The sequence below is a fragment of the Streptomyces sp. NPDC048353 genome (genome assembly GCF_055587165.1).
The window spans coordinates 1,051,749-1,075,329 of the sequence record NZ_JBVJGU010000002.1 but is presented as its reverse complement, the minus strand read 5'-3'; the positions used below and the strand labels follow the sequence as shown (position 1 = coordinate 1,075,329).

Here is a 23,581-nt window from a genome sequence, read left to right as displayed (position 1 = left end):
CCGGGCGCGGTGAGCGCGCCCGGGGCCGTTCGCCGCGCCGTGGTGCGGCCGGTCAGGCGGGGGCGCCGGTGGAGGGGGCGCCGCCGTCCGTGGCGGAGGCGGAGTTGGTGGGGGGTTCGCCCTCCGCCGGCGGTGTCGTCGTGGCCGGGGGCGTCGTCTCCGTCGCGGTCTCGTCGGGCGTGGGCTCGGTCGTCGTCGGGGGCGGCGTCGTCTTGGTCGGCGTCGGCTTCGACGTCGGGCTCAGCGTCGGGAGCGGGCGCCCGGGCTGAGACGCCGTGGGCGAAGCGGGCGTGGGGCCGGTCGCGGTCCGGCCGGCCGGGGAGGACGGGCCGCCCGTCGTGCCGGGGCCGCCCGGGGCGGGCGCGTCGGTCGAGCCGGGCGAGGACGGGGCCGAGGGGCGGGGGGTCGACCCGTCGGTCGGCTCGTCCACGTCCGGGCCGGCGTCGCCGACGCTCCCGTCGCTCGTGGTGCGGTCGGAGGTGACCCGTTCGGGTCCGGGCTCGTCGCCGTTGCCCGAGGTGGCGCCGATGGTGACCACGGTGCCGAGCACGGCGGCGAGGAGCGCGCCGGTGCCGACCGCGACCAGGTTGCGGCGGGCTCCGGCGAGCAGGCCCCAGCGGGCGCCGGGGCGCCGCTGGTCGCCGCCGTGCGGGGTGTCGGGCCGCGAGATGAGGGTCGGGCCCTCCTCCGCGAAGGCGGGGAACGCGGTGCCCGGCGGGGGCGTGGGTGTGGCGGTGGAGGCGAGCGTCGCCTTGGGGAAGGCGGTCTTGGCCGCCGTGGACGCGGCGAGGGCGGCCGGTACGCCGCGGGGCGGCGAGACGGGCTCGTCACCCGGCGTCCGGTCGCCGGAGGGCCCCTCGGCGCGGTCGGCGACCAGGGCGAGGGCCCGGCGGCCGGCGACGGTGCCGCGCTTGTCGGCGAGCGCTCCGCGCAGGCCGATGGAGGCCTCCAGCTCGGCGCGGGCCCGTTCCGGATGGCCGGAGCAGAGTGCGAGGACGCCCAACTCGTGGTGGAAGTAGGCCTCTTCGGCGACTTCTCCGGCGAGGCGGGCGGCTTCCTGGCCGCTGCGCAGGGCTCGCTCCCAGGCGCCCCAGTGCAGTCCGGCGGCGAAGGCGGGCGCGGCGCTGCGGGCGAGGAGGACGGCGGTGGCGGGGTGCTCGGTCGCCGTGCCGGGGACGAGCGCGGTGAGTGCGGCGAGGAGCGCGTCGGCCTCGGCGGCCGCGCGGGCGGGCGTGACGGAGGGGTGCCCGGCCCACCAGGCGTAGTGCTGGGCGACGGTGTGGGCGCGGTCGGCCGCGTCGGCGGCGTAGTCGTGGGCGAGGAGCTGGGTGAGGACGCCGGCGGCGAGGCGGTAGCGGGTGCCGACCGGGGTGAGCAGGGCGCACTCCAGGAGCTCGCCGAGGGCGGCGTCGGCGTGGGTGTCGCCGACGAGGGCCGGGAGGTGGGCCTGGTGGGGCACCTCGCCGCCGAGGGCGACGGCGAAGCGGAGGGCTTCCCGGGCGGAGCGGCTGAGCCGTGAGGCGAGTAGGGCCGCGGGTGCGGCGCCCTCGCCGAGGCTGGGCAGCGGTATGTCGCGCAGCTCCACGTCGGCGTCCTGCGCGGGGTCGTCCCGGAGGGCGGCGGGCTCGGCGTCGGCGGGTGCGTCGGAGGGCCCGAAGGCGTCGTCGAGGGCTCCGAAGGCGTCGAACTCCGAGGGGGCGTCCTCCTGGATGCCGAAGGCGTCGAACTCGGCGGGGGTGACGCGGAGCCGGTCGCGCTGGCGGAGCAGGGCCGCGGCCTGGACGAAGCGCAGCGGCAGGCCCTCGGACTCGAACCAGAGGTCGCCGGCCCAGTTGGCCTCGTCCTCGGTGAGGGCGCGGCCGACGGCGTTCTCCAGGAGTTCCAGCGCGGAGGCGCGGCCGAGTCCGGCGAGGAAGACCTCTTCGACGTGGGCGTCGGCGGAGGGGGGCGGCACGTCGGGGGTGGCGGCGAGCAGGAAGGCGCATTCGGGGGCGGCGGCGAGCAGCTCGTCGAGGGCGGCCCCGCCGCATTCCAGGTCGTCGACGACGACGATGGCGCCGATCTCGCGGACGAGGGCGAGCAGGGCGGGCCGGTCGGGCCGCTGGTCGGGGGCGTGCCGGACGGCGTGGAGGAGTTCGTACAGCAGCTCGGTGGGTGTGCGGTGGTAGCCGGAGAGGCGCACCACACCGTCGGGTGCCAGGTCGGCGCAGTCGCCGGCGACGGCGTCGAGGAGCGCGGTGCGGCCGGATCCGGGGGGTCCGGAGAGGCGGACGGAGCGGCCGCGGCCGAGGAGCTGGACGAGCCGTTCGCGTTCCTCTTGGCGTTCGACGAGCGGCAGGGGCGCCGCGGCGGGGCCGGGCGGTACGGGCGGGGCGGCGGCCCGGGCGGCGTCGGCGCGCTCCTCGGGGGTGCGGCGGCGGGGCGCGGCGGGCGTCTCGTCCCCGAAGCCCTCGATGCCCGCGGGGCCGCCGGGCGGGCAGGTCTCGACCTCGCTGCCGTCGACGGGGTTGACGGTCAGCAGCAGGTCGCCGGCGACGAGCCGGGCGGTGCGGACGCGTGCGGGGGTGGTGACGGGCCCGCGCTCGGGGGCGGCGCCCCGGGCGCCGGGTGTGTCGTCGTCCGCGTGGTCGTGGCCGTACTCTTCCGGCCCCCGGTTCATCGGGTCCATGCTCAAAGCCCCCAAAAGCGGTGCGTGCCGAAGCCCCATCCGGCCGATCTGCACGCTCGCTGTCGCTTCTGGTCCGGTGCCCGCCGGGTGGGTTCGTCAAAGGGCGGGCGACCGAACCCTAGACCTTCCGCGCGGATCCCGGAACATCCGGGGTGCCGGCCGCCCCAGCCGTCACTGTCTTGTGAGGATTGGGGCGTGACGCCTGGTTCACACAGCGGCTTCACAGGCGGTGCGGCGGTGGGACGCGGCCCGGAGGCCCCGGCTCCGCGCTCAGACGCGGGGCAGGGTCTCGGCGGCGAGGCCGCCCTCGATGGCCAGGATGCGGTGCAGCCGGGTGGCCACGAGGAGGCGCTGCATCTGGGGCGGCACCCCGCGCAGCACGAGCCGGCGGCCGCAGCGGCCGGCCCGGCGGTGTGCTCCCATGATGACCCCGAGACCGGTGGCGTCCCAGGAGTCGAGACCGGTCAGGTCGAGCACGAGGTCGCCGACGCCGTCGTCGACGGCCGAGTGCAGGACCGTACGGGCGTCCGCCGCGCTACGGACGTCGAGGCGGCCCCCGACGACCAGCTCGACTTGGTCGCCCCTGATGTGCATATGCGCTCCCCGGGAGTGCTCCGTCTTTGCATCAACTGACTGTCACGGGCGCAGAAGCGTTGCGCCTTGTAAGCGAACTGATACCGAATTCACCCCTTGGGGTGATCGCCGGATGATCGTCGGGCGTCAGTGCTTGTAGAAGCCCTGCCCGCTCTTACGGCCGATGTCACCGGCGTCCACCATCCGGCGCATCAGCTCCGGCGGGGCGAACTTCTCGTCCTGCGTCTCGGTGTAGATGTTGCCGGTGGCGTTCACGAGGATGTCGATGCCCGTGAGGTCGGCGGTGGCGAGCGGGCCCATGGCGTGGCCGAAGCCCAGCTTGCAGGCGATGTCGATGTCCTCGGCGGTGGCCACGCCGGACTCGTGGAGCTTGGCGGCCTCGACGACCAGCGCCGAGATGAGCCGGGTGGTGACGAAGCCGGCCACGTCGCGGTTGACGACGATGCAGGTCTTGCCGACCGACTCGGCGAACTCCCGCGCCGTGGCGAGGGTGGCGTCGCTCGTCTTGTACCCGCGGACCAGCTCGCAGAGCTGCATCATCGGGACGGGCGAGAAGAAGTGGGTGCCGACGACGGCCTCCGGGCGCTGCGTCACCGCGGCGATCTTGGTGATCGGGATGGCGGAGGTGTTGGAGGCGAGGACGGCGCCGTCCTTGGCGATGGCGTCGAGCGAGCGGAAGATCTCGTGCTTGACCTCCAGCTTCTCGAAGACGGCCTCGACGACGATGTCGGCGTCGGCGACCGCTTCGAGTGCGGTGGTCGCGGTGATCCGGCCGAGGGCGGCCTCCGCGTCGGCGGCGTCCAGCCTGCCCTTGGCGACGAACCGGTCGTACGACGCCTTGATGCCGTCGGTGCCACGGGTCAGGGCGGCGTCGGTGACGTCACGCAGGACGACGTCCCAGCCCGCCTGGGCCGAGACCTGCGCGATTCCGGACCCCATGAGTCCGGCCCCGATGACGGCGAGCTTCCTGGCCACGATGTTCCACCCCTTAACGCCTGTTCACTTCCGGCTCTTCGGCGGAGATTAGCGGTCGCGGGGCGCTGTGTGACCGGTAAGTAACGCGCGTCACGCCCCGTTTGACGGACGTCACACCGGCGACAGGCCCCGGAGGGGCGGGCCGGGGGCGTCGCGTCGGGACCGGGACCCGCGAAGGGGGCCGCCGCCCCCGCCCGTACGGCGGAGGGCCGCCGCCTCCGCCCGTAGAGCGGTCGCCGTGACGGTGGGCACACGGGCCGCCTGCGGAGCCGGAGCGTAACTACGCTGGACCCATGGTCAATCTGACGCGCATCTACACCCGTACCGGCGACCAGGGCACCACCGCGCTGGGCGACATGAGCAGGACCCCCAAGACCGATCTGCGGATCTCGGCGTACGCCGACGCCAACGAGGCCAACGCCGTCATCGGCACCGCCATCGCGCTCGGCCGGCTCGACGAGGAGGTCGTCAAGGTCCTCGTCCGCGTCCAGAACGACCTCTTCGACGTGGGCGCGGACCTGTCCACGCCGGTGGTCGAGGACCCGAAGTACCCGCCGCTGCGGGTCGAGCAGAGCTACGTCGACAAGCTGGAGGCGGATTGCGACCGCTTCCTGGAGCGGCTGGAGAAGCTGCGCTCCTTCATCCTGCCGGGCGGCACGCCCGGTGCGGCCCTGCTGCACCAGGCGTGCACGGTGGTCCGGCGGGCGGAGCGCTCCACCTGGGCCGCGATCGAGGTGCACGGCGAGTCGATGAACGCCCTCACCGCGACCTACCTCAACCGGCTGTCAGACCTGCTCTTCATCCTTGCGCGCACCGCGAACGGAGAGGTCGGGGACGTGCTCTGGGTCCCGGGCGGGGAGCGCTGAGCCCTTACCGGCACCCGGTGCGGCGGGCCGGTCCGAGGTCTCCCCGGAGGCCTCGGCCCCCGGCTTCGGTGCGCTCTTCGGCCAGATCGCGTAGCTGAGCGCGATCAGGCCGTGGATCCCGACCGCCCGCCAGGCGACGAGGATCCAGCCGCGCAGCGACTCGGTGTTCCCGCCGTCGCCGACGTACCACATGGCGAGCAGCAGCAGTCCGGAGGCGACGGCCCCGCCCACCAGCGAGCCCATCCAGATCGCGCCCTCGTGACGGGCGCGCGCCATGCCGTAGCGCGGCGGCTTGGCGGGCGGCGGGGCGCCGCCGAAGCGGTGGGCGGCGTGGCCGTCGAGCCACTTCACGGTGCGGTGGCCGTGGCCGACGGTGTAGCCGATGTAGAGCGCCGCGAGGCCGTGCTTCCAGCTCGGGTCGGCGCCGTTCTTCAGGTCGACGGCGGTGACGACGAGGAGCAGGACCTCCAGGAGCGGCTCGCACAGCAGCAGGGCGAGACCCGTGCGCGGCATCTTCAGCAGGTACCGGGTGGCCAGGCCGGCGGCCAGCAGCACCCAGAAGCCGACCTCGCAGATCACGATCAGCGTGACGATCACGGTACTCACCCTTTCGCTCGGGACCCCTCCAGCGTCCCGTGGCATCCCGCCCGGATCGTCGTCGCCGATGACGACCTGCGACTACATCCTTCGACGGAGGGCCGGATCGGCCCGCACGGCGAGGCTCGGCACCCGCCCGCCGTGTTGGATGAGGGGGTGACACTCCCCCGACCGCACCGCGACGACCTGCTCATCGCCGCCGGCGGCCTCGCCGTCGGTCTGCTGATGTGGTCCTTCGGGCTGCACACCCAGACCGACCGGCTGATCACCGCCCGCTGGGCGACGCTGGTCCCGCTCGCCGTCATGGCCGCGATGGCGACCCTGCGCCGCTCCCAGCCGCAGACCGCGCTGGCCGTCGGCACGCTCGCCCTGGTGGCGGACCAGTTCACCTACGGCAGCCTGGTGACCGCGCTGATGTTCACGGACCTGGTCTACGCGGCCGTGGTCTACGGCTCGCCCCGCTCCGCCCGGCGCATCCCGTACACCACGGGTCTGATCACCGTCGGCGTCACGATCGGCTTCCTCGTCTGGTGGCAGAACGCGATCGCCCTGCTGGTCGGCCTGATCACCGGCATGGTCTCCTTCCTGCCCGCCGTCACCGGTGCCGTCGTCCGCAATCACCGGCAGGCCGCCGACGCCGCCCGGCTGCGCGCCGAGCAGACCGCGCTGCTCGCCGAGATGGACCGCAGTCAGGCCGTCGTGGCCGAGCGTGCCCGGATGGCGCGGGAGCTGCACGACATGGTCGCCAACCACCTCTCCGCCATCGCCATCCACTCCACGGCCGCGCTCTCGCTCGACGACCCGGGGACCACCCGGCAGGCGCTGACCGTGATCCGGGAGAACAGCGTGGCCGGTCTCGCGGAGATGCGCCGGCTGATCGGGCTGCTGCGGGACAGCAGCGGGGACGCCGAGCCGGCGGCCGCGCCGACCCTGGACGGCCTGGACGCGCTGCTGGCCCAGGCGTCGACGAACGGCGGGCCGAGCGGGCTGACATTCGTGCTCGCGGACACCCGGCCAGAGGACGGCGGGGCGCTGCCGGCCCCGGTCGAGCTCGCCGCGTACCGGATCGTGCAGGAGTCGCTGACCAACGCCCTCAAGCACGCCGCCCCCGGCGAGGTGCGGGTCGAGGTCGGCCGCCGCCGGGACGGGGCCCTGACGGTGGGGGTGACCAGCGCGCTCGGCGGGCAGCCCGGGCCGCGCGCCCCGGGCTCCGGGGCGGGTCTGGTGGGGATGCGGGAGCGGGTGACGCTGCTGGACGGGGAGTTCGAGGCCGGTCCGGTGACGGCGGCCGACGGACGGAAAGAATGGCTGGTGCGGGCGGTCCTGCCCGTCGGTACGAGCGACAAGGAGCCGTCGGCATGGTACGGGTGATCGTGGCCGAGGATCAGAGCGCGGTCCGGGCGGGGCTGGTCCTGATCCTGGGCAGCGCACCGGACATCGAGGTCGTCGGCGAGGCCGCGGACGGGGAGCGGGCGGTCGAGCTGGCCCGCGCGCTCCGACCGGACGTCGTCCTGATGGACGTGCAGATGCCCCGCATGGACGGCGTGACGGCGACCGGCCTCGTCGTCTCCGAGGGCCTCGCCGATGTGCTGGTCCTGACCACCTTCGACCTCGACGCGTACGTCTTCGGCGCGCTGCGGGCCGGGGCGGCGGGCTTCCTGCTGAAGAACACGGAGGCCGGGGAGCTGATCGAGGCGGTACGGACCGTGGCACGCGGTGAGGGGATGATCGCGCCGGCGGTCACACGCCGGCTGATCGCCGAGTTCGCGTCGCCGAGCCGCCCGTCCCGGACGCCGGGCGGGACCGACCCCGCCGTCCTGGACGTGCTGACACCCCGGGAGCGGGAGGTGCTCTCGGCGCTCGGCGACGGCCTGTCGAACGCCGAGATCGCGGTGCGTCTCGACATGGCGGAGGCGACCGTGAAGACGCACGTCAGCAAGGTGCTGAACAAGCTGGAGCTGCGCAGCCGCGTCCAAGCGGCCGTCCTGGCCCAGGAGTTGGGTGTCTGATCGCCCCGGGGGCCACCGGCGCCGACGGGCGGCCGGTCCCTCCGGTGCGGCGGCGCCGGACCCCCCTCCGACTTTGGTCTGGACCTCTTGACGGTTGGTCCAGACCTTTCTACGCTCGCGGGGCGCGCGCACCTTTCACGGACCACCCCCAGATTGCCCGTCCGCAACTTGAGGAGCACCGTTGAGCACTCAAGCACCGACGCGCAGAACAGGGTTCAGACACCGGGCTGCCGCCGGTCTGACCGCCCTGATCCTGCCTCTGGCCGCCATGGTCGGCCTCGCCACACCCGCCGAGGCAGCCGCCGCGGCCACCGCCACCTACACCAAGGCCTCCGACTGGGGCTCCGGCTTCGAGGGCCGGTGGACGGTGAAGAACACCGGCACCACCACCCTCTCGTCCTGGACCGTCGAGTGGGACTACCCCTCCGGCACCTCCGTCACCTCCGCCTGGGACGCCACCGTCACCAGCGCCGGCACCCACTGGACCGCCAAGAACGTCGGCTGGAACGGCACCCTCGCCCCCGGCGCCTCCGTCTCCTTCGGCTTCAACGGCACCGGCTCCGGTTCCCCGACCGGCTGCAAGATCAACGGCGCCTCCTGCGACGGGTCCACCCAGCCCGGCGACAACGCGCCCTCCGCCCCCGGCACCCCGGTCGCCTCCGACATCACCAACACCTCGGTCAAGCTGACCTGGACCGCCGCCACCGACGACAAGGGCGTCAAGAACTACGACGTCCTGCGCGACGGCACCAAGGTCGCCACGGTCACCGGCCTCACGTACACCAACACCGGCCTGACCGCCGGGACCGACTACGCCTACACGGTCGTCGCCCGCGACACCATCGACCAGACCGGCCCGGCCAGCGGCACGGCGAGCGTCCGCACCACGGGCGGCGGCGGGGGCAACCCCGGCACCGCGGTCAAGATGGGCTACTTCACCAACTGGGGCGTCTACGGCCGCAACTACCACGTGAAGAACATCGTGACCTCCGGCTCCGCCTCCAAGATCACGCACATCAACTACGCCTTCGGCAACGTCACCGGCGGCAAGTGCACGATCGGCGACGCCTACGCCGACTACGACAAGGCCTACACCGCCGACCAGTCCGTCGACGGTGTCGCCGACACCTGGGACCAGCCGCTGCGCGGCAACTTCAACCAGCTCCGCAAGCTGAAGAAGGCCCACCCGAACATCAAGGTGCTGTGGTCCTTCGGCGGCTGGACCTGGTCCGGCGGCTTCGGCCAGGCCGTGCAGAACCCGACCGCCTTCGCGCAGTCCTGCTACGACCTGATCGAGGACCCGCGCTGGGCCGACGTCTTCGACGGCATCGACCTCGACTGGGAGTACCCGAACGCCTGCGGCCTGTCCTGCGACACCAGCGGCCCGGCCGCCTTCAAGAACATGATGCAGGCCATGCGCGCCAAGTTCGGCGCGAACTACCTGGTCACGGCGGCCGTCACGGCCGACGCCTCGGCCGGCGGCAAGATCGACGCCGCCGACTACGCCGGCGCGGCGCCGTACATGAACTGGTTCAACGTGATGACGTACGACTTCTTCGGCGCCTGGGCGGCGAAGGGCCCGACGGCCCCGCACTCCCCGCTCACCTCCTACGCCGGCATCCCCCAGGCGGGCTTCAACTCCGCCGAGGCGATCGCCAAGTTCAAGGCGCAGGGCGTCCCGGCGAACAAGCTGCTGCTCGGCATCGGCTTCTACGGCCGCGGCTGGACCGGCGTCACCCAGTCCGCGCCGGGCGGCACCGCCACCGGACCGGCCGCCGGAACGTACGAGCAGGGCATCGAGGACTACAAGGTCCTGAAGAACTCCTGCCCGGCCACCGGCACGGTCGCCGGAACGGCGTACGCCCACTGCGGCACCAACTGGTGGAGCTACGACACCCCGGCCACCGTCACGTCCAAGATGTCCTGGGCGAAGAACCAGGGCCTGGGCGGGGCGTTCTTCTGGGAGTTCAGCGGTGACACCGGCAACGGCGAACTGGTCGGCGCGATCAACGGCGGACTGAGCTAGCCCCACGGAAAACAACGGCGGGGACGGTGCAGCACACCGTCCCCGCCGTCATGATGTCTCAGGCCACATTCACCCTCCCCCAGACTTCGTCCGGGGGGACCCCCATCCAGAGGGGGCCGATCAGGCCACATTCACCCTCTGGCCCGGAGGCGCTGCCTCCAGCCAGGCGAGGAAGCCGGTCAGCGCGTCCTCGCTCATCGCCAGCTCCAGGCGGGTCCCCCGGTGCATACAGCCCTGGATCACCGCGTCGGAGAGCAGCGCCAGCTCCTCCTCGCCCTCGGGCATCCGGCGCTCCAGGACCTCGATGGCCGAGCGCTCCAGGACCCTGCGCGGGCGGGGGGCGTACGAGAAGACACGGAACCAGGCGACCTGGTCGCCGCTGTAGCGGGCGACGCCGTACACCCAGCCCTTGCCGGACGGGTCGGGTTCCTCGGGGACGTCCCAGCGCAGCGAACAGTCGAAGGTGCCGCCGGCCCGCTGGATCAGTCTGCGCCGCAGACCGAAGACGAAGAGCCCGATCACCACCAGTGCGACGACCAGGCCGCCCAGGAGCAGAGCGAGGAACATCTTCACCGACCTCCTCGCTGCGTCCCGTAACCGAATACAACCAGTATCTGCATCGCCTCAGCCGCGACACGGTCTGGAGAATTCCAGCCGTGCCGCGGCTGAGGGCACAACTCTCGGCGGCGGTCCGTCAGTGGACCGCTACCGCGCGCAGCCGGACATCGGCGCGACGCTCGGCGGCGGCGTCCGAATCCGACTTGGCGCGCTCCAGCGCGCGCTCGGCGCGCTGGGCGTCGATCTCGTCCGCCAGCTCGGCGATCTCCGCGAGCAGAGACAGCTTGTCGTCGGCGAACGAAATGAATCCACCGTGCACGGCGGCGACGACAGTGTTGCCCTCGCTCGTGCGGATGGTCACCGGGCCCGACTCCAGCACACCGAGCAGCGGCTGGTGGCCGGGCATGACGCCGATGTCGCCGGAGGTGGTACGCGCGATGACCAAGGTGGCCTCGCCGGACCAGACACTCCGGTCCGCGGCGACCAGCTCGACGTGCAGCTCAGCAGCCAAGGGTGGCTCCTCGGGTCACCACCCGGCGGTCGTGCCGGGTGTTGGGGTCAATTCTAGGGGGCGTGACGAGGGGGGCGGGCACACCCGCCCCCCTCACAGAGCACGGGGCTCAGGAGACGCCGAGCTCCTTGGCGTTGGCCTTGAGGTCCTCGAGGCCACCGCACATGAAGAACGCCTGCTCGGGGAAGTGGTCGTACTCACCGTCGCAGATCGCGTTGAACGCGGCGATCGACTCGTCGAGCGGAACGTCCGAACCGTCCACGCCGGTGAACTGCTTCGCCGCGTGGGTGTTCTGGGACAGGAAGCGCTCGACACGGCGGGCGCGGTGGACAACGAGCTTGTCCTCCTCGCTCAGCTCGTCGATACCGAGAATCGCGATGATGTCCTGGAGGTCCTTGTACTTCTGCAGGATTCCCTTGACGCGCGTGGCGGCGTCGTAGTGCTCCTGCGCGATGTAGCGCGGGTCCAGGATCCGGGACGTGGAGTCCAGCGGGTCCACGGCCGGGTAGATGCCCTTCTCGGAGATCGGACGGGAGAGAACCGTCGTCGCGTCGAGGTGGGCGAAGGTGGTGGCCGGAGCCGGGTCGGTCAGGTCGTCCGCGGGGACGTAGATCGCCTGCATCGAGGTGATCGAGTGACCACGGGTCGAGGTGATGCGCTCCTGGAGGAGACCCATCTCGTCGGCCAGGTTCGGCTGGTAACCCACCGCGGAGGGCATACGGCCGAGCAGGGTCGACACCTCGGAGCCCGCCTGCGTGAAGCGGAAGATGTTGTCGATGAAGAACAGCACGTCCTGCTTCTGCACATCGCGGAAGTACTCCGCCATGGTCAGACCGGCCAGGGCGACGCGCAGACGGGTGCCCGGGGGCTCGTCCATCTGGCCGAAGACCAGCGCGGTCTTGTCGAGAACGCCGGCCTCCTCCATCTCGACCATGAGGTCGTTGCCCTCACGGGTGCGCTCGCCGACACCGGCGAAGACGGAGACACCGTCGTGCAGCTTGGCCACACGGACGATCATTTCCTGGATCAGAACGGTCTTGCCGACACCGGCACCACCGAACAGACCGATCTTTCCACCCTTGACGTACGGGGTGAGAAGGTCGACGACCTTCAGGCCGGTCTCGAACATCTCGGTCTTGGACTCGAGCTGGTCGAAGGCCGGGGCCTTGCGGTGGATCGTCCAGCGCGGCGCGTCGGCCACGGTGGACTCGTCGGCGTTGAGCACCTGGCCCAGCGTGTTGAACACGCGACCCTTGGTGACGTCACCGACGGGGACGGTGATGCCCGTGCCCGTGTTGGTCACCGGGGCCTGGCGGACCAGACCGTCGGTGGGCTGCATGGAGATGGTGCGCACGACGCCGTCACCGAGGTGCTGGGCGACCTCGAGGGTCAGCGTCTTGGTCGCGCCCTCCTCGGCCGGGTCCGGAACCTCGACGTGCAGCGCGTTGTAGATCTCCGGCATCGCGTCGACGGGGAACTCCACGTCGACGACCGGGCCGATGACCCGGGCGACGCGGCCCGTGGCGGCGGCCGTCTCAACAGTGGTCGTCATTACTTGTCACTCCCCGCGGTCGCGTCGGCCAGGGCTGCCGAGCCGCCGACGATCTCGCTGATTTCCTGGGTGATTTCGGCCTGGCGGGCCGCGTTGGCAAGTCGGGAGAGGTTGTTGATCAAGTCTCCCGCGTTGTCGGTCGCCGACTTCATCGCGCGGCGCGTGGCGGCGTGCTTGGAGGCAGCCGACTGGAGCAGCGCGTTGTAGATCCGGCTCTCGACGTAGCGCGGCAGAAGGGCGTCGAGGACGTCCTCCGCCGACGGCTCGAAGTCGTACAGCGGGCGGAGCGTGTCCGACTCGCCCGCCTCCTTCGCCACCTCGTCGAGGCTGAGGGGCAGCAGCCGGGCCTCGACCGCCGTCTGCGTCATCATCGAGACGAACTCGGTGTAGACGATGTGGAGCTCGTCCACGCCGCCCTCGGCGGTGTCCTTCTCGATCGCCTCGATCAGCGGAGCCGCGATCTTCTTGGCATCCGCGTACTCGGGCTGGTCCGTGAATCCGGTCCACGAGTCGGACAGCTTGCGCTCACGGAAGTTGTAGTGCGCGATGCCACGGCGACCGACGACATAGATGTCGACCTCGCGGCCCTCGCCCTCCAGCTTCCTCGTCAGCGCTTCCGCCGCCTTGATGGCGTTGGAGTTGAACGCGCCGGCCAGACCGCGGTCGCTCGAGAGGAGCAGGACCGCGGCACGGGTCGGGTTCTCCACCTCGGTGGTCAGCGAGTGCTTGTCGTTCGCACCCGTGGCCACCGCGGTGACCGCGCGGGTCAGCTCGGTCGCGTACGGGGTCGACGCCTGCACCTTGCGCTGCGCCTTGACGACACGCGAGGCGGCGATCATCTCCATCGCCTTGGTGATCTTCTTCGTCGCGGTGACGGATTTGATGCGACGCTTGTAGACCCGGAGCTGCGCTCCCATGAGTCAGGTCCCTTCCGTCGTCACTTCGAGACGTTGACGGCAGCGGAAGCGTCGTCGCCCAGCAGCTTCCCGTCAGAGGTCTCGAACTGCTTCTTGAACTCCGCGATGGCGTCGGCGACGGCCTGCAGGGTGTCGTCCGACATCTTGCCGCCCTCACGAATGGAGCTCATGAGACCGGAGTGGCTCTGGCGCAGGTACGCCAGCATCTCGGCCTCGAAGCGGCGGATGTCGGCGACCGGGACGTCGTCCATCTTGCCGGTGGTGCCGGCCCAGACGGAGACGACCTGGTTCTCGGTGGGCATCGGCTGGTACTGAGCCTGCTTGAGCAGCTCGACCATGCGCTGACCACGCTCCAGCTGCGCCTTCGACGCGGCGTCCAGGTCGGAACCGAAGGCGGCGAACGCCTCCAGCTCACGGAACTGGGCCAGGTCCACACGGAGGCGACCGGAGATCTGCTTCATCGCCTTGTGCTGGGCGGAGCCACCGACACGGGAGACCGAGATACCGACGTTCAGGGCCGGGCGCTGGCCGGCGTTGAACAGGTCGGACTCCAGGAAGCACTGGCCGTCGGTGATGGAGATGACGTTGGTCGGGATGAACGCCGAGACGTCGTTGGCCTTCGTCTCGACGATCGGCAGACCGGTCATCGAACCCGCACCCAGCTCGTCCGAGAGCTTCGCGCAGCGCTCGAGCAGACGCGAGTGCAGGTAGAAGACGTCACCCGGGTAGGCCTCACGGCCCGGCGGGCGGCGCAGCAGCAGCGACACGGCGCGGTAGGCGTCGGCCTGCTTCGACAGGTCGTCGAAGACGATCAGGACGTGCTTGCCCTGGTACATCCAGTGCTGGCCGATGGCGGAACCGGTGTACGGCGCCAGGTACTTGAAGCCGGCCGGGTCGGACGCCGGGGCGGCGACGATCGTCGTGTACTCGAGCGCACCGGCCTCCTCCAGCGCGCCGCGCACGGACGCGATGGTGGAGCCCTTCTGGCCGACGGCGACGTAGATGCAGCGGACCTGCTTGTTCACGTCGCCGGAGCGCCAGTTGTCACGCTGGTTGATGATCGTGTCGACGCACAGCGCGGTCTTGCCGGTCTGACGGTCGCCGATGATCAGCTGACGCTGGCCGCGGCCGACCGGGGTCATGGCGTCGACGGCCTTGTAGCCGGTCTCCATCGGCTCGTGGACCGACTTACGGGCCATGACGCCCGGGGCCTGCAGCTCGAGGGCGCGGCGGCCCTCGGTCGCGATCTCGCCGAGGCCGTCGATCGGGTTGCCGAGCGGGTCGACGACGCGACCCAGGTATCCCTCGCCGACACCGACGGAGAGGACCTCACCGGTGCGCTGCACCGGCTGTCCCTCCTCGATGCCGCTGAACTCGCCGAGGACGATCGCACCGATCTCGCGCTCCTCGAGGTTGAGGGCGAGACCGAGGGTGCCGTCCTCGAACTTCAGCAGCTCGTTCGCCATGGCCGAGGGCAGACCCTCGACCTTGGCAATGCCGTCGCCGGCCAGGCTGACCGTTCCGACCTCCTCGCGCGAGGCCGCGTCCGGCTGGTACGACTGGACAAAGTTCTCCAGCGCGTCCCGGATCTCCTCCGGCCGGATCGTGAGCTCCGCCATCTGGGTTCCCTGCTCTCCTTGTTGGGCCCGAAGTTTCTTAAGGGGTCTGGGGGCCGACCCCCAGGAATCTTCTGCAATCTCTGCACGGCCCAACCGGGCCGCTGGTGATGCTTTGTTGTGTTGGTGGCAGACTCAGCCGGCCAGTCGCCGGGTCGCCTCGTCGAGGCGCTCCGCGATGGTCCCGTTGATGACCTCGTCACCCACCTGCACCGTGATCCCGCCGAGGACCGAAGGGTCCACGTCCAGGTTCAGGTGCATCTGACGGCCGTAGAGCTTCGCCAGTACGGCACCGAGGCGCTGCTTCTGCTGGTCGGTCATCGGCACCGCCGAGGTGACGACGGCGACCATCCGGTCCCGGCGCGCCGCGGCGAGCTTGGAGAGGGACTCGAGTCCCGCTTCCAGGCTACGTCCACGGGGCTGGGTCACGAGACGGACGACCAGGCGCTCGGTGACCGGGTTGGCCTTGCCGCCGAGCAGGCTGCGGAGCAGCTCGCCCTTGGCGGTCGCCGTGGCGGCCTTGTCGGTCAGCGCCGAGCGCAGCTCGGTGCTGGAGGTGACGATCCGGCCGAACCGGAACAGCTCGTCCTCGACGTCGTCCAGCGCGCCGGCCTGCTGCGCCGTGGTGAGGTCGGCGATGTTCGCCAGCTCCTCGACCGCGTCGACCAGGTCACGCGACTGCGACCAGCGGGAACGCACCATGCCGGACACCAGGTCGACGGTCTCGCCGCCCACCTGACCGCCGAGCAGTCGCCGGGCGAGCTCGGCCTTGGCCTCGCCACCCTGCGCCGGGTCGGTCAGGACCCGACGCAGCGACACCTCGCGGTCGAGCAGCGCGGTGACAGCCGCCAGCTCACCGGCGAGCTTCGCCGTGTCGACCGAGGTGTTGTCGGTCAGCGCGTCGAGGGACTCGCGTGCGGCGGCCAGCGCCTCACGGCTCGCTCCGTTCATCGGACGGCCTCGGCCTTCTCCTCGAGCTCATCGAGGAAGCGGTCGATCGTGCGGCTCTGGCGGGCGTGGTCCTCGAGGGACTCGCCGACCAGCTTGCCGGCCAGGTCGGTGGCGAGCTTGCCCACGTCCTGGCGCAGCGAGGTCGCCGCGGCCTTCCGGTCGGCCTCGATCTGGGTGTGGCCGGCCGCGATGATCTCCTCGCGCTGGCGCTGGCCTTCCGCCTTCATCTCCTGGATGATCGCGGTGCCCTGCTCCGTCGCCTCCTGGCGAAGACGCGCGGCCTCATGGCGGGCCTCGGCGAGCTGGGCCTTGTACTGCTCCAGCACGCTCTGGGCCTCGATCTGGGCCGACTCGGCCTTCTCGATGCCACCCTCGATGGCCTCGCGACGCTGCTCCAGAACCTTGTTGATGTTCGGGAGGAGCTTCTTGGCGAGGAAGCCGAAGACGATGACGAAGGCGATCAGGCCGATGACGAGCTCGTCGAGATGCGGGATCAGAGGAGGCTGGGGCTCCTCCGCCGCAAGAAGCAGAGCGTTCACATCAGTGCCTTCCGTAAAAAGATCTGGGCTGTCGGTCCGGCTTACTGGTAGACGAAGCCCATGACGATGCCGATGAGGGCGAGCGCCTCACAGAAGGCGAAGCCCATGATCTGGTTGGTGCGGATCAGACCGGCGGCCTCGGGCTGGCGGGCGAGGGCCTGCGTGCCGTTACCGAAGATGATGCCGACGCCGACGCCGGGGCCGATCGCGGCGAGGCCGTAGCCGATCGACGCGACGTTGCCGACGACGTTCTCCTTCGCGCTGGCGGCGAGGTTGACCATGTCGAGAGCAGCGGACATGCCGTTACTTCCTTCTCTTTCAATGACCCGGTGGGGGTTGGCCACCGGACGACTGATGGTTTTTGGGGGTGGAGCGGCTGGTCTGGTCGGCTCAGTGGTGCTCGGCGAGCGCGCCCTGGACGTAGCTGCAGGCCAGGAGGACGAAGACGTACGCCTGGACGGCCTGGATGAAGAGCTCGAAGGCGGTCATCACGAGCACCATCACGAACGAGGCGCCGGCGTAGACGAAGCCGAGGCCGTTCATGAGGTACCAGGTGGCCAGCGAGAACATCACGATCAGCAGGTGACCGGCGAACATGTTCGCGAACAGTCGGACCGCGTGCGTGAAGGGCCGGATGATCAGGTTCGAGAAGAACTCGAGGACGACGACCATGGGAAGGATCGCGCCGAGCGACTTGTCGTAACCGACGATGTTCTTCCACCCGCCGACGAAGCCGTGCTTCTTGAAGGTCAGCGAGATCCACATGACGTACACGATCAGCGCGAGACCGGCCGGGAAGGCGATCAGCGAGGTGACCGGGAACTGGGCGAGCGGAATGATCGACCAGAGGTTCATGATCCAGACGAAGAAGAACAGCGACACCATGAAGGGGACGTACTTCTCGCCGTCCTTCTTGCCGATGATCTCGTAGACGATGCCGCGGCGGACGAAGTCGTAACCGGCCTCGCCGACCATCTGCATCTTGCCGGGGATCAGCTTGGGCTTGTTGAAGGCGGCCCAGAAGAACCCGACGACCACGATGGAGCCGAGGAGGGCGAGCAGCATCGGCTTGGTGATGTCGATGCCCCCCACCGTCGCGACGGGCTCGTACATGAACGTGTGCAGGCCCGGCGCCGGGAAGCCGCATCCACTGAAGATGTGGCAATCCGGGTCGAAGGCAAGCGTCTGGTCAGCACTCACCGCGGGCTCCTTCAGCGTGGCGCATAGGTACGGCAACCTCGTTGTGTCGGCGCGGCACGCAGCCGCGGGTCGGCACTGGACTGGTGGTCTTACGGATAAGGGGGCGGCGGTTCGGCATCATGCCTCGCGCTGGGACAGGCGTCGGCTCGGATGCCCGCGCCCGCAGTGCCGCAGTTGGCACCGGACGATAGCAGGAAGCCGATGGAGCCTTTATCCCGGCCCTACCCCTCACGTCGACGACCCCGTGCTCCCGGGCTTGTCACCCTTCGAGGAGTCGGGCTCGACGTACATGATCTTGGCCTTCATGTAGGCGCGGGCCTGTGCGGCGATCCACACGATGGTCGCCGCGAGCAGGGTGAAGGCGAAGGCCTTGAAGTTGAACCACGTGGTGTTCTTGAGCAGGGCCATCAAGATGAAGAGAAGCAGCAACTGCGCCGTGTAGAGCAGCAGCCCCATGGCCTGGAACAGGTGCGGCAGCGACTTGGCGGTCCGTTGGAGCACCACCAGCCCGATGCCCATGAAGCCGATGACGACCGCGCAGCCGAGAACGGCGCCGAGCACTCCTTCGCCGCCGGCGACCACACCGCTGATGACCGCGGCGATGGCGCCGGTGGCAGCAGCGGGAATGGCAGCTGACAGAAGGATGCGTGCGTCGTTCGACGGCATGGCGGTGTCTCCGCATTGCTGGTGGGGGCGATGGTGTCGTCAGGGACGAGCGTAGGCCCGGTCCGAGGTGAGTCTCGGGGCCAAGGGACCGTCGCACTACGGTCCTTCGGCACTGTCGCCGGGTCTCGTGAACGGTATCACAAACTATTTGAATAGGTCTTTACTCATGAGGTGTGCGGACTGTCACACATGAGAGCTAACGCGCGCGTGTGTGCAGCGCGCGAGGGTGACTTGTCTGGTATTAACCGCCGATGCGACGTTCGTCAACTCGGCGTTCCGGCCTTCCGTCGGTCGGTGAAGCGCGAGCGGTGACCGATGGCGGTGGCGCCGTTGACTCCCGCGGGGACCGGCAGGCGTTCGGACGGGTCCCCCGACGGCTCCCCCGCCGCCTCCGCGGAAGCGGCGTCGTCCGCGTGGGCGTGGACCGGAGGCACGGCCTCCATGCGCGGCACCGGACGGCGCCGGTAGCGGGGCGGAACGAACGACTCCGCCCAACGCGGAGCGCGCGGGGTGAAGCGCGGGAGCAGCAGCAGGACCAGTCCGATCGCGCTCAGCAGGACGACCGTCAGGACGATCCACATCGACGTCGAGTGCACCGAGTACGCCAGCGTCCCGAAGGCGATCAGCGCCGACCAGAAGTACATGATCAGGACGGCCCTGCTGTGCGAGTGCCCGACCTCCAGGAGCCGGTGGTGCAGGTGCCCGCGGTCGGCCGCGAACGGCGACTGCCCGTTCCAGGTGCGGCGCACGATCGCCAGGAAGAGGTCGGCCATCGGGATCGCGATGATGGTCAGCGGCAGCACCAGCGGGATGAAGACCGGCAGGGCGGCGTGGGTGGCCTCGCGGGTCGAGCCCTCGAAGAGCCGCAGCACGTCCGGGTCGACCTGACCGGTGATGGAGATCGCCGAGGCGGCCAGGATCAGGCCGATCAGCATCGAGCCGGAGTCGCCCATGAAGATCCGCGCCGGATGCATGTTGTGCGGCAGGAAGCCCAGGCACATGCCCATGAGAATGGCGGCGAAGAGCGTCGCGGGGGCGGCCGCCTCGATGGTGTAGCCGTACCAGAGCCGGTACGCGTAGAGGAAGAAGGCCGCGGCGGCGATGCAGACCATGCCGGCGGCGAGCCCGTCCAGGCCGTCCACGAAGTTCACGGCGTTGATGGTGAGCACCACGAGGGCGACCGTGAGGAGGGTGCCCTGTCCGCGGGTGAGCGCGACGGTGCCGACACCGGGGATCGGCAGCCACAGGATCGTCAGACCCTGGATCACCATCACGCCCGCGGAGATCATCTGCGCGCCCAGCTTGATCAGCGCGTCCAGCTCGAACTTGTCGTCGAGGACGCCGATCAGCCAGATCAGGGCGGCACCGGAGAGCAGCGCGCGCGGCTCGTTGGAGAGCTCGAAGACGCTGTTCAGGTTCTGCAGGTGGTCCGCGACGAGCAGACCCGCGCACAGCCCGAAGAACATGGCGATGCCACCGAGCCGCGGAGTCGGTTCTCGGTGTACGTCGCGGGCACGGATCTCCGGCATCGCCCCGGTCGCGATGGCGAACTTCCGCACCGGACCGGTCAGCAGATAGGTCACCGCGGCCGTGACACAGAGCGTCAGCAGGTAATCACGCACGGGCTGCCCCACAGGAATCGCTGGCCATCTCAGCCCCACACCCTAGCCGTGCTGTCCATGTGGTTGAGGACATCGGGGGCCGGAGGATGGTTGCGGTCCGCTCTTCTTCACCGTCCATACGGGGGAAATCGCCCGGCAAGGTCCCGGACTTCCGCCCGTACCCGGGCCGTCTCCTCGGGGTCGTCGCGCAGTGCGGCGGTGAACAGCCGGGCGATCCGGTTCATCTCCGCGTCGCCCATCCCCTGCGTGGTCACGGCGGCGGTGCCGAGGCGGATGCCCCGGCCGTCGCCGTACGGCAGGGCGCAGGTGTCAAGGACCGCGCCGGCCGCGGCGAGCCGGGTGCGGGCGGTGGGACCGTCGACACCGAGGGGGGCGGGGTCGGCGGTGATCAGGTGGGTGTCGGTGCCGCCGGTGGTGATCGCGAAGCCCTCCGCGGCGAGGGCGTCGGCGAGGACGCGGGCGTGGGCGACGACCCGGTGGGCGTACGCGGCGAAGGCGGGCGCCGCCGCCTCGCCGAAGGCGACGGCCTTGGCGGCGATGGTGTGCATCTGGGCGCCGCCCTGGGTGAAGGGGAAGACGGCCCGGTCGACGCGTCCGGCGAGCTCCGCGCCGCACAGGATCATCCCGCCGCGCGGTCCGCGCAGCACCTTGTGGGTGGTGGCGCAGACGAGGTCGGCGTACGGGACGGGGTTGGGGGCCGCTCCCCCGGCGACCAGGCCCATGGGGTGGGCGGCGTCCACGATGAGGTAGGCGCCGACCTCGTCGGCGATGGCGCGGAAGATCGCGTAGTCGAGGTGGCGGGGGTACGAGATGGAGCCGCAGACGATCGCCTTGGGGCGGTGGTGGCGGGCGAGGGCGGCGACCTGTTCGTAGTCGACGAGGCCGGTCTCGGCGTCGACTCCGTACGGGACGAACTCGAACCAGCGCCCGGAGAAATTGGCCGGCGAGCCGTGGGTGAGGTGCCCGCCGTGGGCCAGGCCCATGGCGAGGACGGTGTCACCGGGGCGCAGCAGGGCGGCGTAGGCGGCGAGGACGGCGGAGGAGCCGGAGTGCGCCTGGACGTTGGCGTGTTCGGCGCCGAAGAGGGCCTTGGCCCGCTCGACGGCGATCCGCTCGGCGGCGTCGGCGAACTCGCAGCCGCCGTGGTGGCGGGCGCCGGGATAGCCCTCGGCGTACTTGTTGGCGAGCGGGGAGCCGAGCGCGGCGAGGACGGCGGGCGAGGTGAAGTTCTCGGCGGCGACGAGCTGGAGCCCCTCGGCCTGCCGGCGACCCTCCCCGAGCAGCACATCGGCGATCTCCGGGTCCTGCCGGCGCAGGACGTCGAGATCCTCATCGGGGGGAGCGGTGACCGGCATCTGTGGCTCCAGGCGCGTGGGCTGGGCTTCAGCTCCAATGTAGGCGCGTCCGGCCGGGTCCGCCCGGTGTCCCCCGGCGCTCTGGGCCGGACGGCCCAAGCGCCGGGTGCCGGCGTCCCGGTCAGCGGCGGGCCGGGACGCCGGTCAGGGCGGTGACCACGGGGTCCAGGGCCGTGTTGATCTCGTCGCCGATCGAGCGGAAGAAGGTGATCGGGGCGCCGTACGGGTCGTTGACCTCGTCCGCCTCGACGGTGGGGGCCAGCAGCCACCCGCGTAGAGCCGCCGCCGCGCGCACCAGCGCACGCGCGCGTTCGACCATGCCGTCGTCGAGCGGGTCCGGCAGCGTGGCCGGGTCTATGGCCCGTACCAGTCGGGTGAACTCCTTCAGGGTGAAGGTGCGCAGCCCCGCCGAGTGACCCATCGAGATGACCTGCGCCCGGTGGTCCCGGGTCGCCGTCAGGACCAGGTCCGCGCGGATGACGTGCTCGTCGAGGAGCTCACGGCCGACGAAGCCGGTGGCGTCCGCGCCGAAGTCGGCGAGGACCAGCTCCGCGTTGGCCTCCATCGGGGCCCCCTCGTGGCCCCAGGTGCCCGCGCTCTCCACGATCAGGCCGCCGCCCCGGGGGTCGCCCAGGCGGTCGCACAGGGCATGGCGAGTCAGCCGCTCGGTGATCGGCGAGCGGCAGACGTTGCCGGTGCTGACGTGGAGAATGCGGAAGGAAGTGCTCTCGTGCCCCGCTATGCCACGCCCCTCAGGGGCGGTCAATTGGCCACCTCGAGGTCGGGTACGACCTTCCGGAGCTCCTCCGGGGACAGCGCGCCCTCGCGCAGCAGCAGCGGCACCCTGCCCGTCACGTCGACGATGGAGGACGGCACGATGCCCGGGGTGGGGCCGCCGTCGAGGTAGACGGAGACGGAGTCGCCGAGCATCTCCTGGGCCGCGTCGCAGTCCTCCGGCGAGGGGTGTCCCGTCAGGTTCGCCGAGGACACCGCCATCGGGCCGACCTCGGTCAGCAGCTCGATGGCGACCGGGTGCAGCGGCATGCGGATCGCGACGGTGCCCCGGGTGTCCCCCAGGTCCCACTGGAGCGACGGCTGGTGCCGTGCGACCAGGGTCAGGGCGCCCGGCCAGAACGCGTCGACGAGCTCCCAGGCCTGCTCGGAGAAGTCCGTGACGAGGCCGTGCAGGGTGTTCGGGGAGCCGATGAGCACCGGCGTGGGCATGTTCCGGCCACGGCCCTTGGCCGCGAGCAGGTCCGCGACGGCCTCCGAGCTGAAGGCGTCCGCACCGATGCCGTAGACGGTGTCGGTGGGCAGCACGACCAGCTCGCCGCGGCGGACGGCGGACGCGGCCTCGCGCAGCCCGGTGACTCGGTCGGTCGCCTCGTTGCAGTCGTATCGCCGAGCCATTACTCGCCTGCCTCCCTCTTTCTGGTCACTCGGTCCGCCGGGACGGCGGCCGTCCTCGTCCCGTGCGGGGACGTCATGGCATCGCCTTGCGGGCGGTCGCGAAGCGCGGCCGGTTGTTCAGGTCGGGGTGGTCGGCGGCGTCCGCCCAGCCGGCCTCCTCGTTGAAGATCCACGGGACCTGTCCGCCCTGGGTGTCCGCGTGCTCGATCACCACCAGGCCGCCGGGCCGCAGCAGCCGGTGCGCGGTGCGCTCGATCCCCCGGATGGTGTCGAGACCGTCCTCGCCGGAGAACAGCGCCATCTCGGGGTCGTGGTCGCGCGCCTCCGGCGCGACGTACTCCCACTCGGTGAGCGGGATGTACGGCGGGTTGGAGATGACCAGGTCGACCTGGCCGTCGAGGTCCGGGAGCGCGCTGAGCGCGTCGCCCTGGTGGACGGTGACCCGGGAGCCCTCGGCGTTCTTGCGGGTCCACACCAGTGCGTCGTCGGAGAGCTCCACGGCGTGCACGCGCGAGCGCGGCACCTCCTGCGCCATGGCGAGCGCGATGGCGCCCGAGCCGGTGCACAGGTCCACGATCAGCGGTTCGACCACGTCCATCGCCCGTACGGCGTCTATGGCCCAGCCGACGACCGACTCGGTCTCGGGGCGGGGCACGAACACGCCCGGTCCGACCTGGAGTTCCAGGTAGCGGAAGAAGGCCCGCCCGGTGATGTGCTGGAGCGGTTCGCGCGCCTCGCGGCGGGCGATCGTCTCCCAGTAGCGGGCGTCGAAGTCGGTGTCCTTGACGTTGTGCAGCTCCCCCCGCTTGACGCCGTGCACGAACGCGGCGAGCTCCTCCGCGTCGAAACGCGGTGAGGGAACGCCGGCGTCGGCCAGCCGCTGGGTGGCCTGGGCCACCTCGGCAAGCAGCAGGTTCACGCTGGTCCTCCGTGGTGCGGGGGGTGGGGC

Annotated in this window: 23 protein-coding genes; 4 read left to right on the top strand and 19 right to left on the bottom strand. The window is 71.0% G+C overall.

All coding sequences use genetic code 11. The features are described 5' to 3' along the window. Positions 1-52 precede the first annotated feature (52 nt). The 3 genes from ACZ6RC_RS10270 to ACZ6RC_RS10260 form a co-directional block, all read right to left on the bottom strand. Complete coding sequence (locus ACZ6RC_RS10270) at positions 53-2,668, bottom strand: ATP-binding protein (protein ID WP_469580643.1); 2,616 nt, start codon at positions 2,666-2,668, stop codon at positions 53-55. A 270-nt stretch (positions 2,669-2,938) separates the two neighbouring features. Then, positions 2,939-3,262, bottom strand: a complete 324-nt coding sequence (locus ACZ6RC_RS10265; RefSeq protein ID WP_391139197.1) for an STAS domain-containing protein — start codon at positions 3,260-3,262, stop codon at positions 2,939-2,941. 126 nt (positions 3,263-3,388) lie between these two features. Beyond that, entirely contained in the window at positions 3,389-4,237 is an 849-nt protein-coding gene (locus ACZ6RC_RS10260) for a 3-hydroxyacyl-CoA dehydrogenase family protein (protein ID WP_391139198.1), read from the bottom strand. A 293-nt stretch (positions 4,238-4,530) separates the two neighbouring features. Here ACZ6RC_RS10260 and ACZ6RC_RS10255 point away from each other — a divergent pair, with 293 nt between their 5' ends. After that, complete coding sequence (locus tag ACZ6RC_RS10255) at positions 4,531-5,103, top strand: cob(I)yrinic acid a,c-diamide adenosyltransferase (protein ID WP_391139199.1); 573 nt, start codon at positions 4,531-4,533, stop codon at positions 5,101-5,103. Here the strand turns inward: ACZ6RC_RS10255 and ACZ6RC_RS10250 are convergent. Next, positions 5,023-5,700, bottom strand: a complete 678-nt coding sequence (locus ACZ6RC_RS10250) for a hypothetical protein (protein ID WP_469580638.1) — start codon at positions 5,698-5,700, stop codon at positions 5,023-5,025. The genes ACZ6RC_RS10255 and ACZ6RC_RS10250 overlap by 81 nt on opposite strands. Before the next feature lie 156 nt (positions 5,701-5,856). Here ACZ6RC_RS10250 and ACZ6RC_RS10245 point away from each other — a divergent pair, with 156 nt between their 5' ends. The 3 genes from ACZ6RC_RS10245 (at position 5,857) to ACZ6RC_RS10235 (ending at position 9,735) form a co-directional block, all read left to right on the top strand. Then, the gene (locus ACZ6RC_RS10245) at positions 5,857-7,071 is read left to right on the top strand and encodes a sensor histidine kinase (RefSeq protein ID WP_469580635.1); all 1,215 of its coding nucleotides are present in this window, start codon (positions 5,857-5,859) and stop codon (positions 7,069-7,071) included. Beyond that, a complete protein-coding gene (locus ACZ6RC_RS10240) occupies positions 7,059-7,709 on the top strand; it encodes a response regulator (RefSeq protein WP_469580632.1) in 651 nt (216 codons plus the stop codon). The genes ACZ6RC_RS10245 and ACZ6RC_RS10240 overlap by 13 nt, the downstream gene beginning before the upstream one ends. Positions 7,710-7,890: 181 nt before the next feature. Beyond that, positions 7,891-9,735 carry a glycosyl hydrolase family 18 protein gene (locus tag ACZ6RC_RS10235; RefSeq protein ID WP_391139203.1) on the top strand — a complete coding sequence of 615 codons (1,845 nt, stop codon included), beginning with the start codon at positions 7,891-7,893 and terminating at the stop codon, positions 9,733-9,735. Between the two features lie 120 nt (positions 9,736-9,855). Here ACZ6RC_RS10235 and ACZ6RC_RS10230 read toward each other — a convergent pair whose 3' ends face one another. From ACZ6RC_RS10230 to prmC, 15 genes are all read right to left on the bottom strand, one after another. After that, entirely contained in the window at positions 9,856-10,302 is a 447-nt protein-coding gene (locus ACZ6RC_RS10230; RefSeq protein WP_391139204.1) for a DUF2550 domain-containing protein, read from the bottom strand. 127 nt (positions 10,303-10,429) lie between these two features. Then, on the bottom strand, positions 10,430-10,804 hold the full coding sequence (locus ACZ6RC_RS10225) for a F0F1 ATP synthase subunit epsilon (protein ID WP_391139205.1): 375 nt from the start codon (positions 10,802-10,804) through the stop codon (positions 10,430-10,432). Between the two features lie 109 nt (positions 10,805-10,913). Next, positions 10,914-12,356, bottom strand: coding sequence for a F0F1 ATP synthase subunit beta (gene atpD, locus ACZ6RC_RS10220; RefSeq protein ID WP_453613781.1), 1,443 nt, complete (start codon positions 12,354-12,356; stop codon positions 10,914-10,916). Then, positions 12,356-13,273: a F0F1 ATP synthase subunit gamma gene (locus ACZ6RC_RS10215; protein WP_391139207.1), complete on the bottom strand. Its 918-nt coding sequence runs from the start codon at positions 13,271-13,273 to the stop codon at positions 12,356-12,358. Before ACZ6RC_RS10215 ends, atpD begins: the two co-directional genes overlap by 1 nt. A 20-nt stretch (positions 13,274-13,293) precedes the next feature. Next, the gene (atpA, locus tag ACZ6RC_RS10210) at positions 13,294-14,892 is read right to left on the bottom strand and encodes a F0F1 ATP synthase subunit alpha (protein ID WP_391139208.1); all 1,599 of its coding nucleotides are present in this window, start codon (positions 14,890-14,892) and stop codon (positions 13,294-13,296) included. A gap of 132 nt (positions 14,893-15,024) precedes the next feature. Next, a complete protein-coding gene (locus ACZ6RC_RS10205; RefSeq protein ID WP_391139209.1) occupies positions 15,025-15,840 on the bottom strand; it encodes a F0F1 ATP synthase subunit delta in 816 nt (271 codons plus the stop codon). Then, on the bottom strand, positions 15,837-16,379 hold the full coding sequence (locus ACZ6RC_RS10200; RefSeq protein WP_355107928.1) for a F0F1 ATP synthase subunit B: 543 nt from the start codon (positions 16,377-16,379) through the stop codon (positions 15,837-15,839). Before ACZ6RC_RS10200 ends, ACZ6RC_RS10205 begins: the two co-directional genes overlap by 4 nt. A gap of 41 nt (positions 16,380-16,420) precedes the next feature. Beyond that, on the bottom strand, positions 16,421-16,678 hold the full coding sequence (gene atpE / locus ACZ6RC_RS10195; protein WP_158990502.1) for an ATP synthase F0 subunit C: 258 nt from the start codon (positions 16,676-16,678) through the stop codon (positions 16,421-16,423). A gap of 91 nt (positions 16,679-16,769) precedes the next feature. Beyond that, entirely contained in the window at positions 16,770-17,579 is an 810-nt protein-coding gene (gene atpB, locus ACZ6RC_RS10190) for a F0F1 ATP synthase subunit A (protein ID WP_355107930.1), read from the bottom strand. 228 nt (positions 17,580-17,807) lie between these two features. Next, entirely contained in the window at positions 17,808-18,245 is a 438-nt protein-coding gene (locus tag ACZ6RC_RS10185; protein ID WP_391139210.1) for a hypothetical protein, read from the bottom strand. 263 nt (positions 18,246-18,508) lie between these two features. Beyond that, a complete protein-coding gene (locus ACZ6RC_RS10180; RefSeq protein WP_391139211.1) occupies positions 18,509-19,867 on the bottom strand; it encodes an MraY family glycosyltransferase in 1,359 nt (452 codons plus the stop codon). A 107-nt stretch (positions 19,868-19,974) separates the two neighbouring features. Continuing rightward, positions 19,975-21,222, bottom strand: a complete 1,248-nt coding sequence (locus tag ACZ6RC_RS10175; RefSeq protein ID WP_391139212.1) for a serine hydroxymethyltransferase — start codon at positions 21,220-21,222, stop codon at positions 19,975-19,977. 121 nt (positions 21,223-21,343) lie between these two features. Continuing rightward, complete coding sequence (locus ACZ6RC_RS10170; RefSeq protein ID WP_391139213.1) at positions 21,344-21,988, bottom strand: arsenate reductase/protein-tyrosine-phosphatase family protein; 645 nt, start codon at positions 21,986-21,988, stop codon at positions 21,344-21,346. Continuing rightward, positions 21,985-22,632, bottom strand: a complete 648-nt coding sequence (locus ACZ6RC_RS10165; RefSeq protein ID WP_391139214.1) for an L-threonylcarbamoyladenylate synthase — start codon at positions 22,630-22,632, stop codon at positions 21,985-21,987. Before ACZ6RC_RS10165 ends, ACZ6RC_RS10170 begins: the two co-directional genes overlap by 4 nt. Before the next feature lie 73 nt (positions 22,633-22,705). Continuing rightward, on the bottom strand, positions 22,706-23,551 hold the full coding sequence (prmC, locus tag ACZ6RC_RS10160) for a peptide chain release factor N(5)-glutamine methyltransferase (RefSeq protein ID WP_391139215.1): 846 nt from the start codon (positions 23,549-23,551) through the stop codon (positions 22,706-22,708). Between the last annotated feature and the right edge of the window lie 30 nt (positions 23,552-23,581).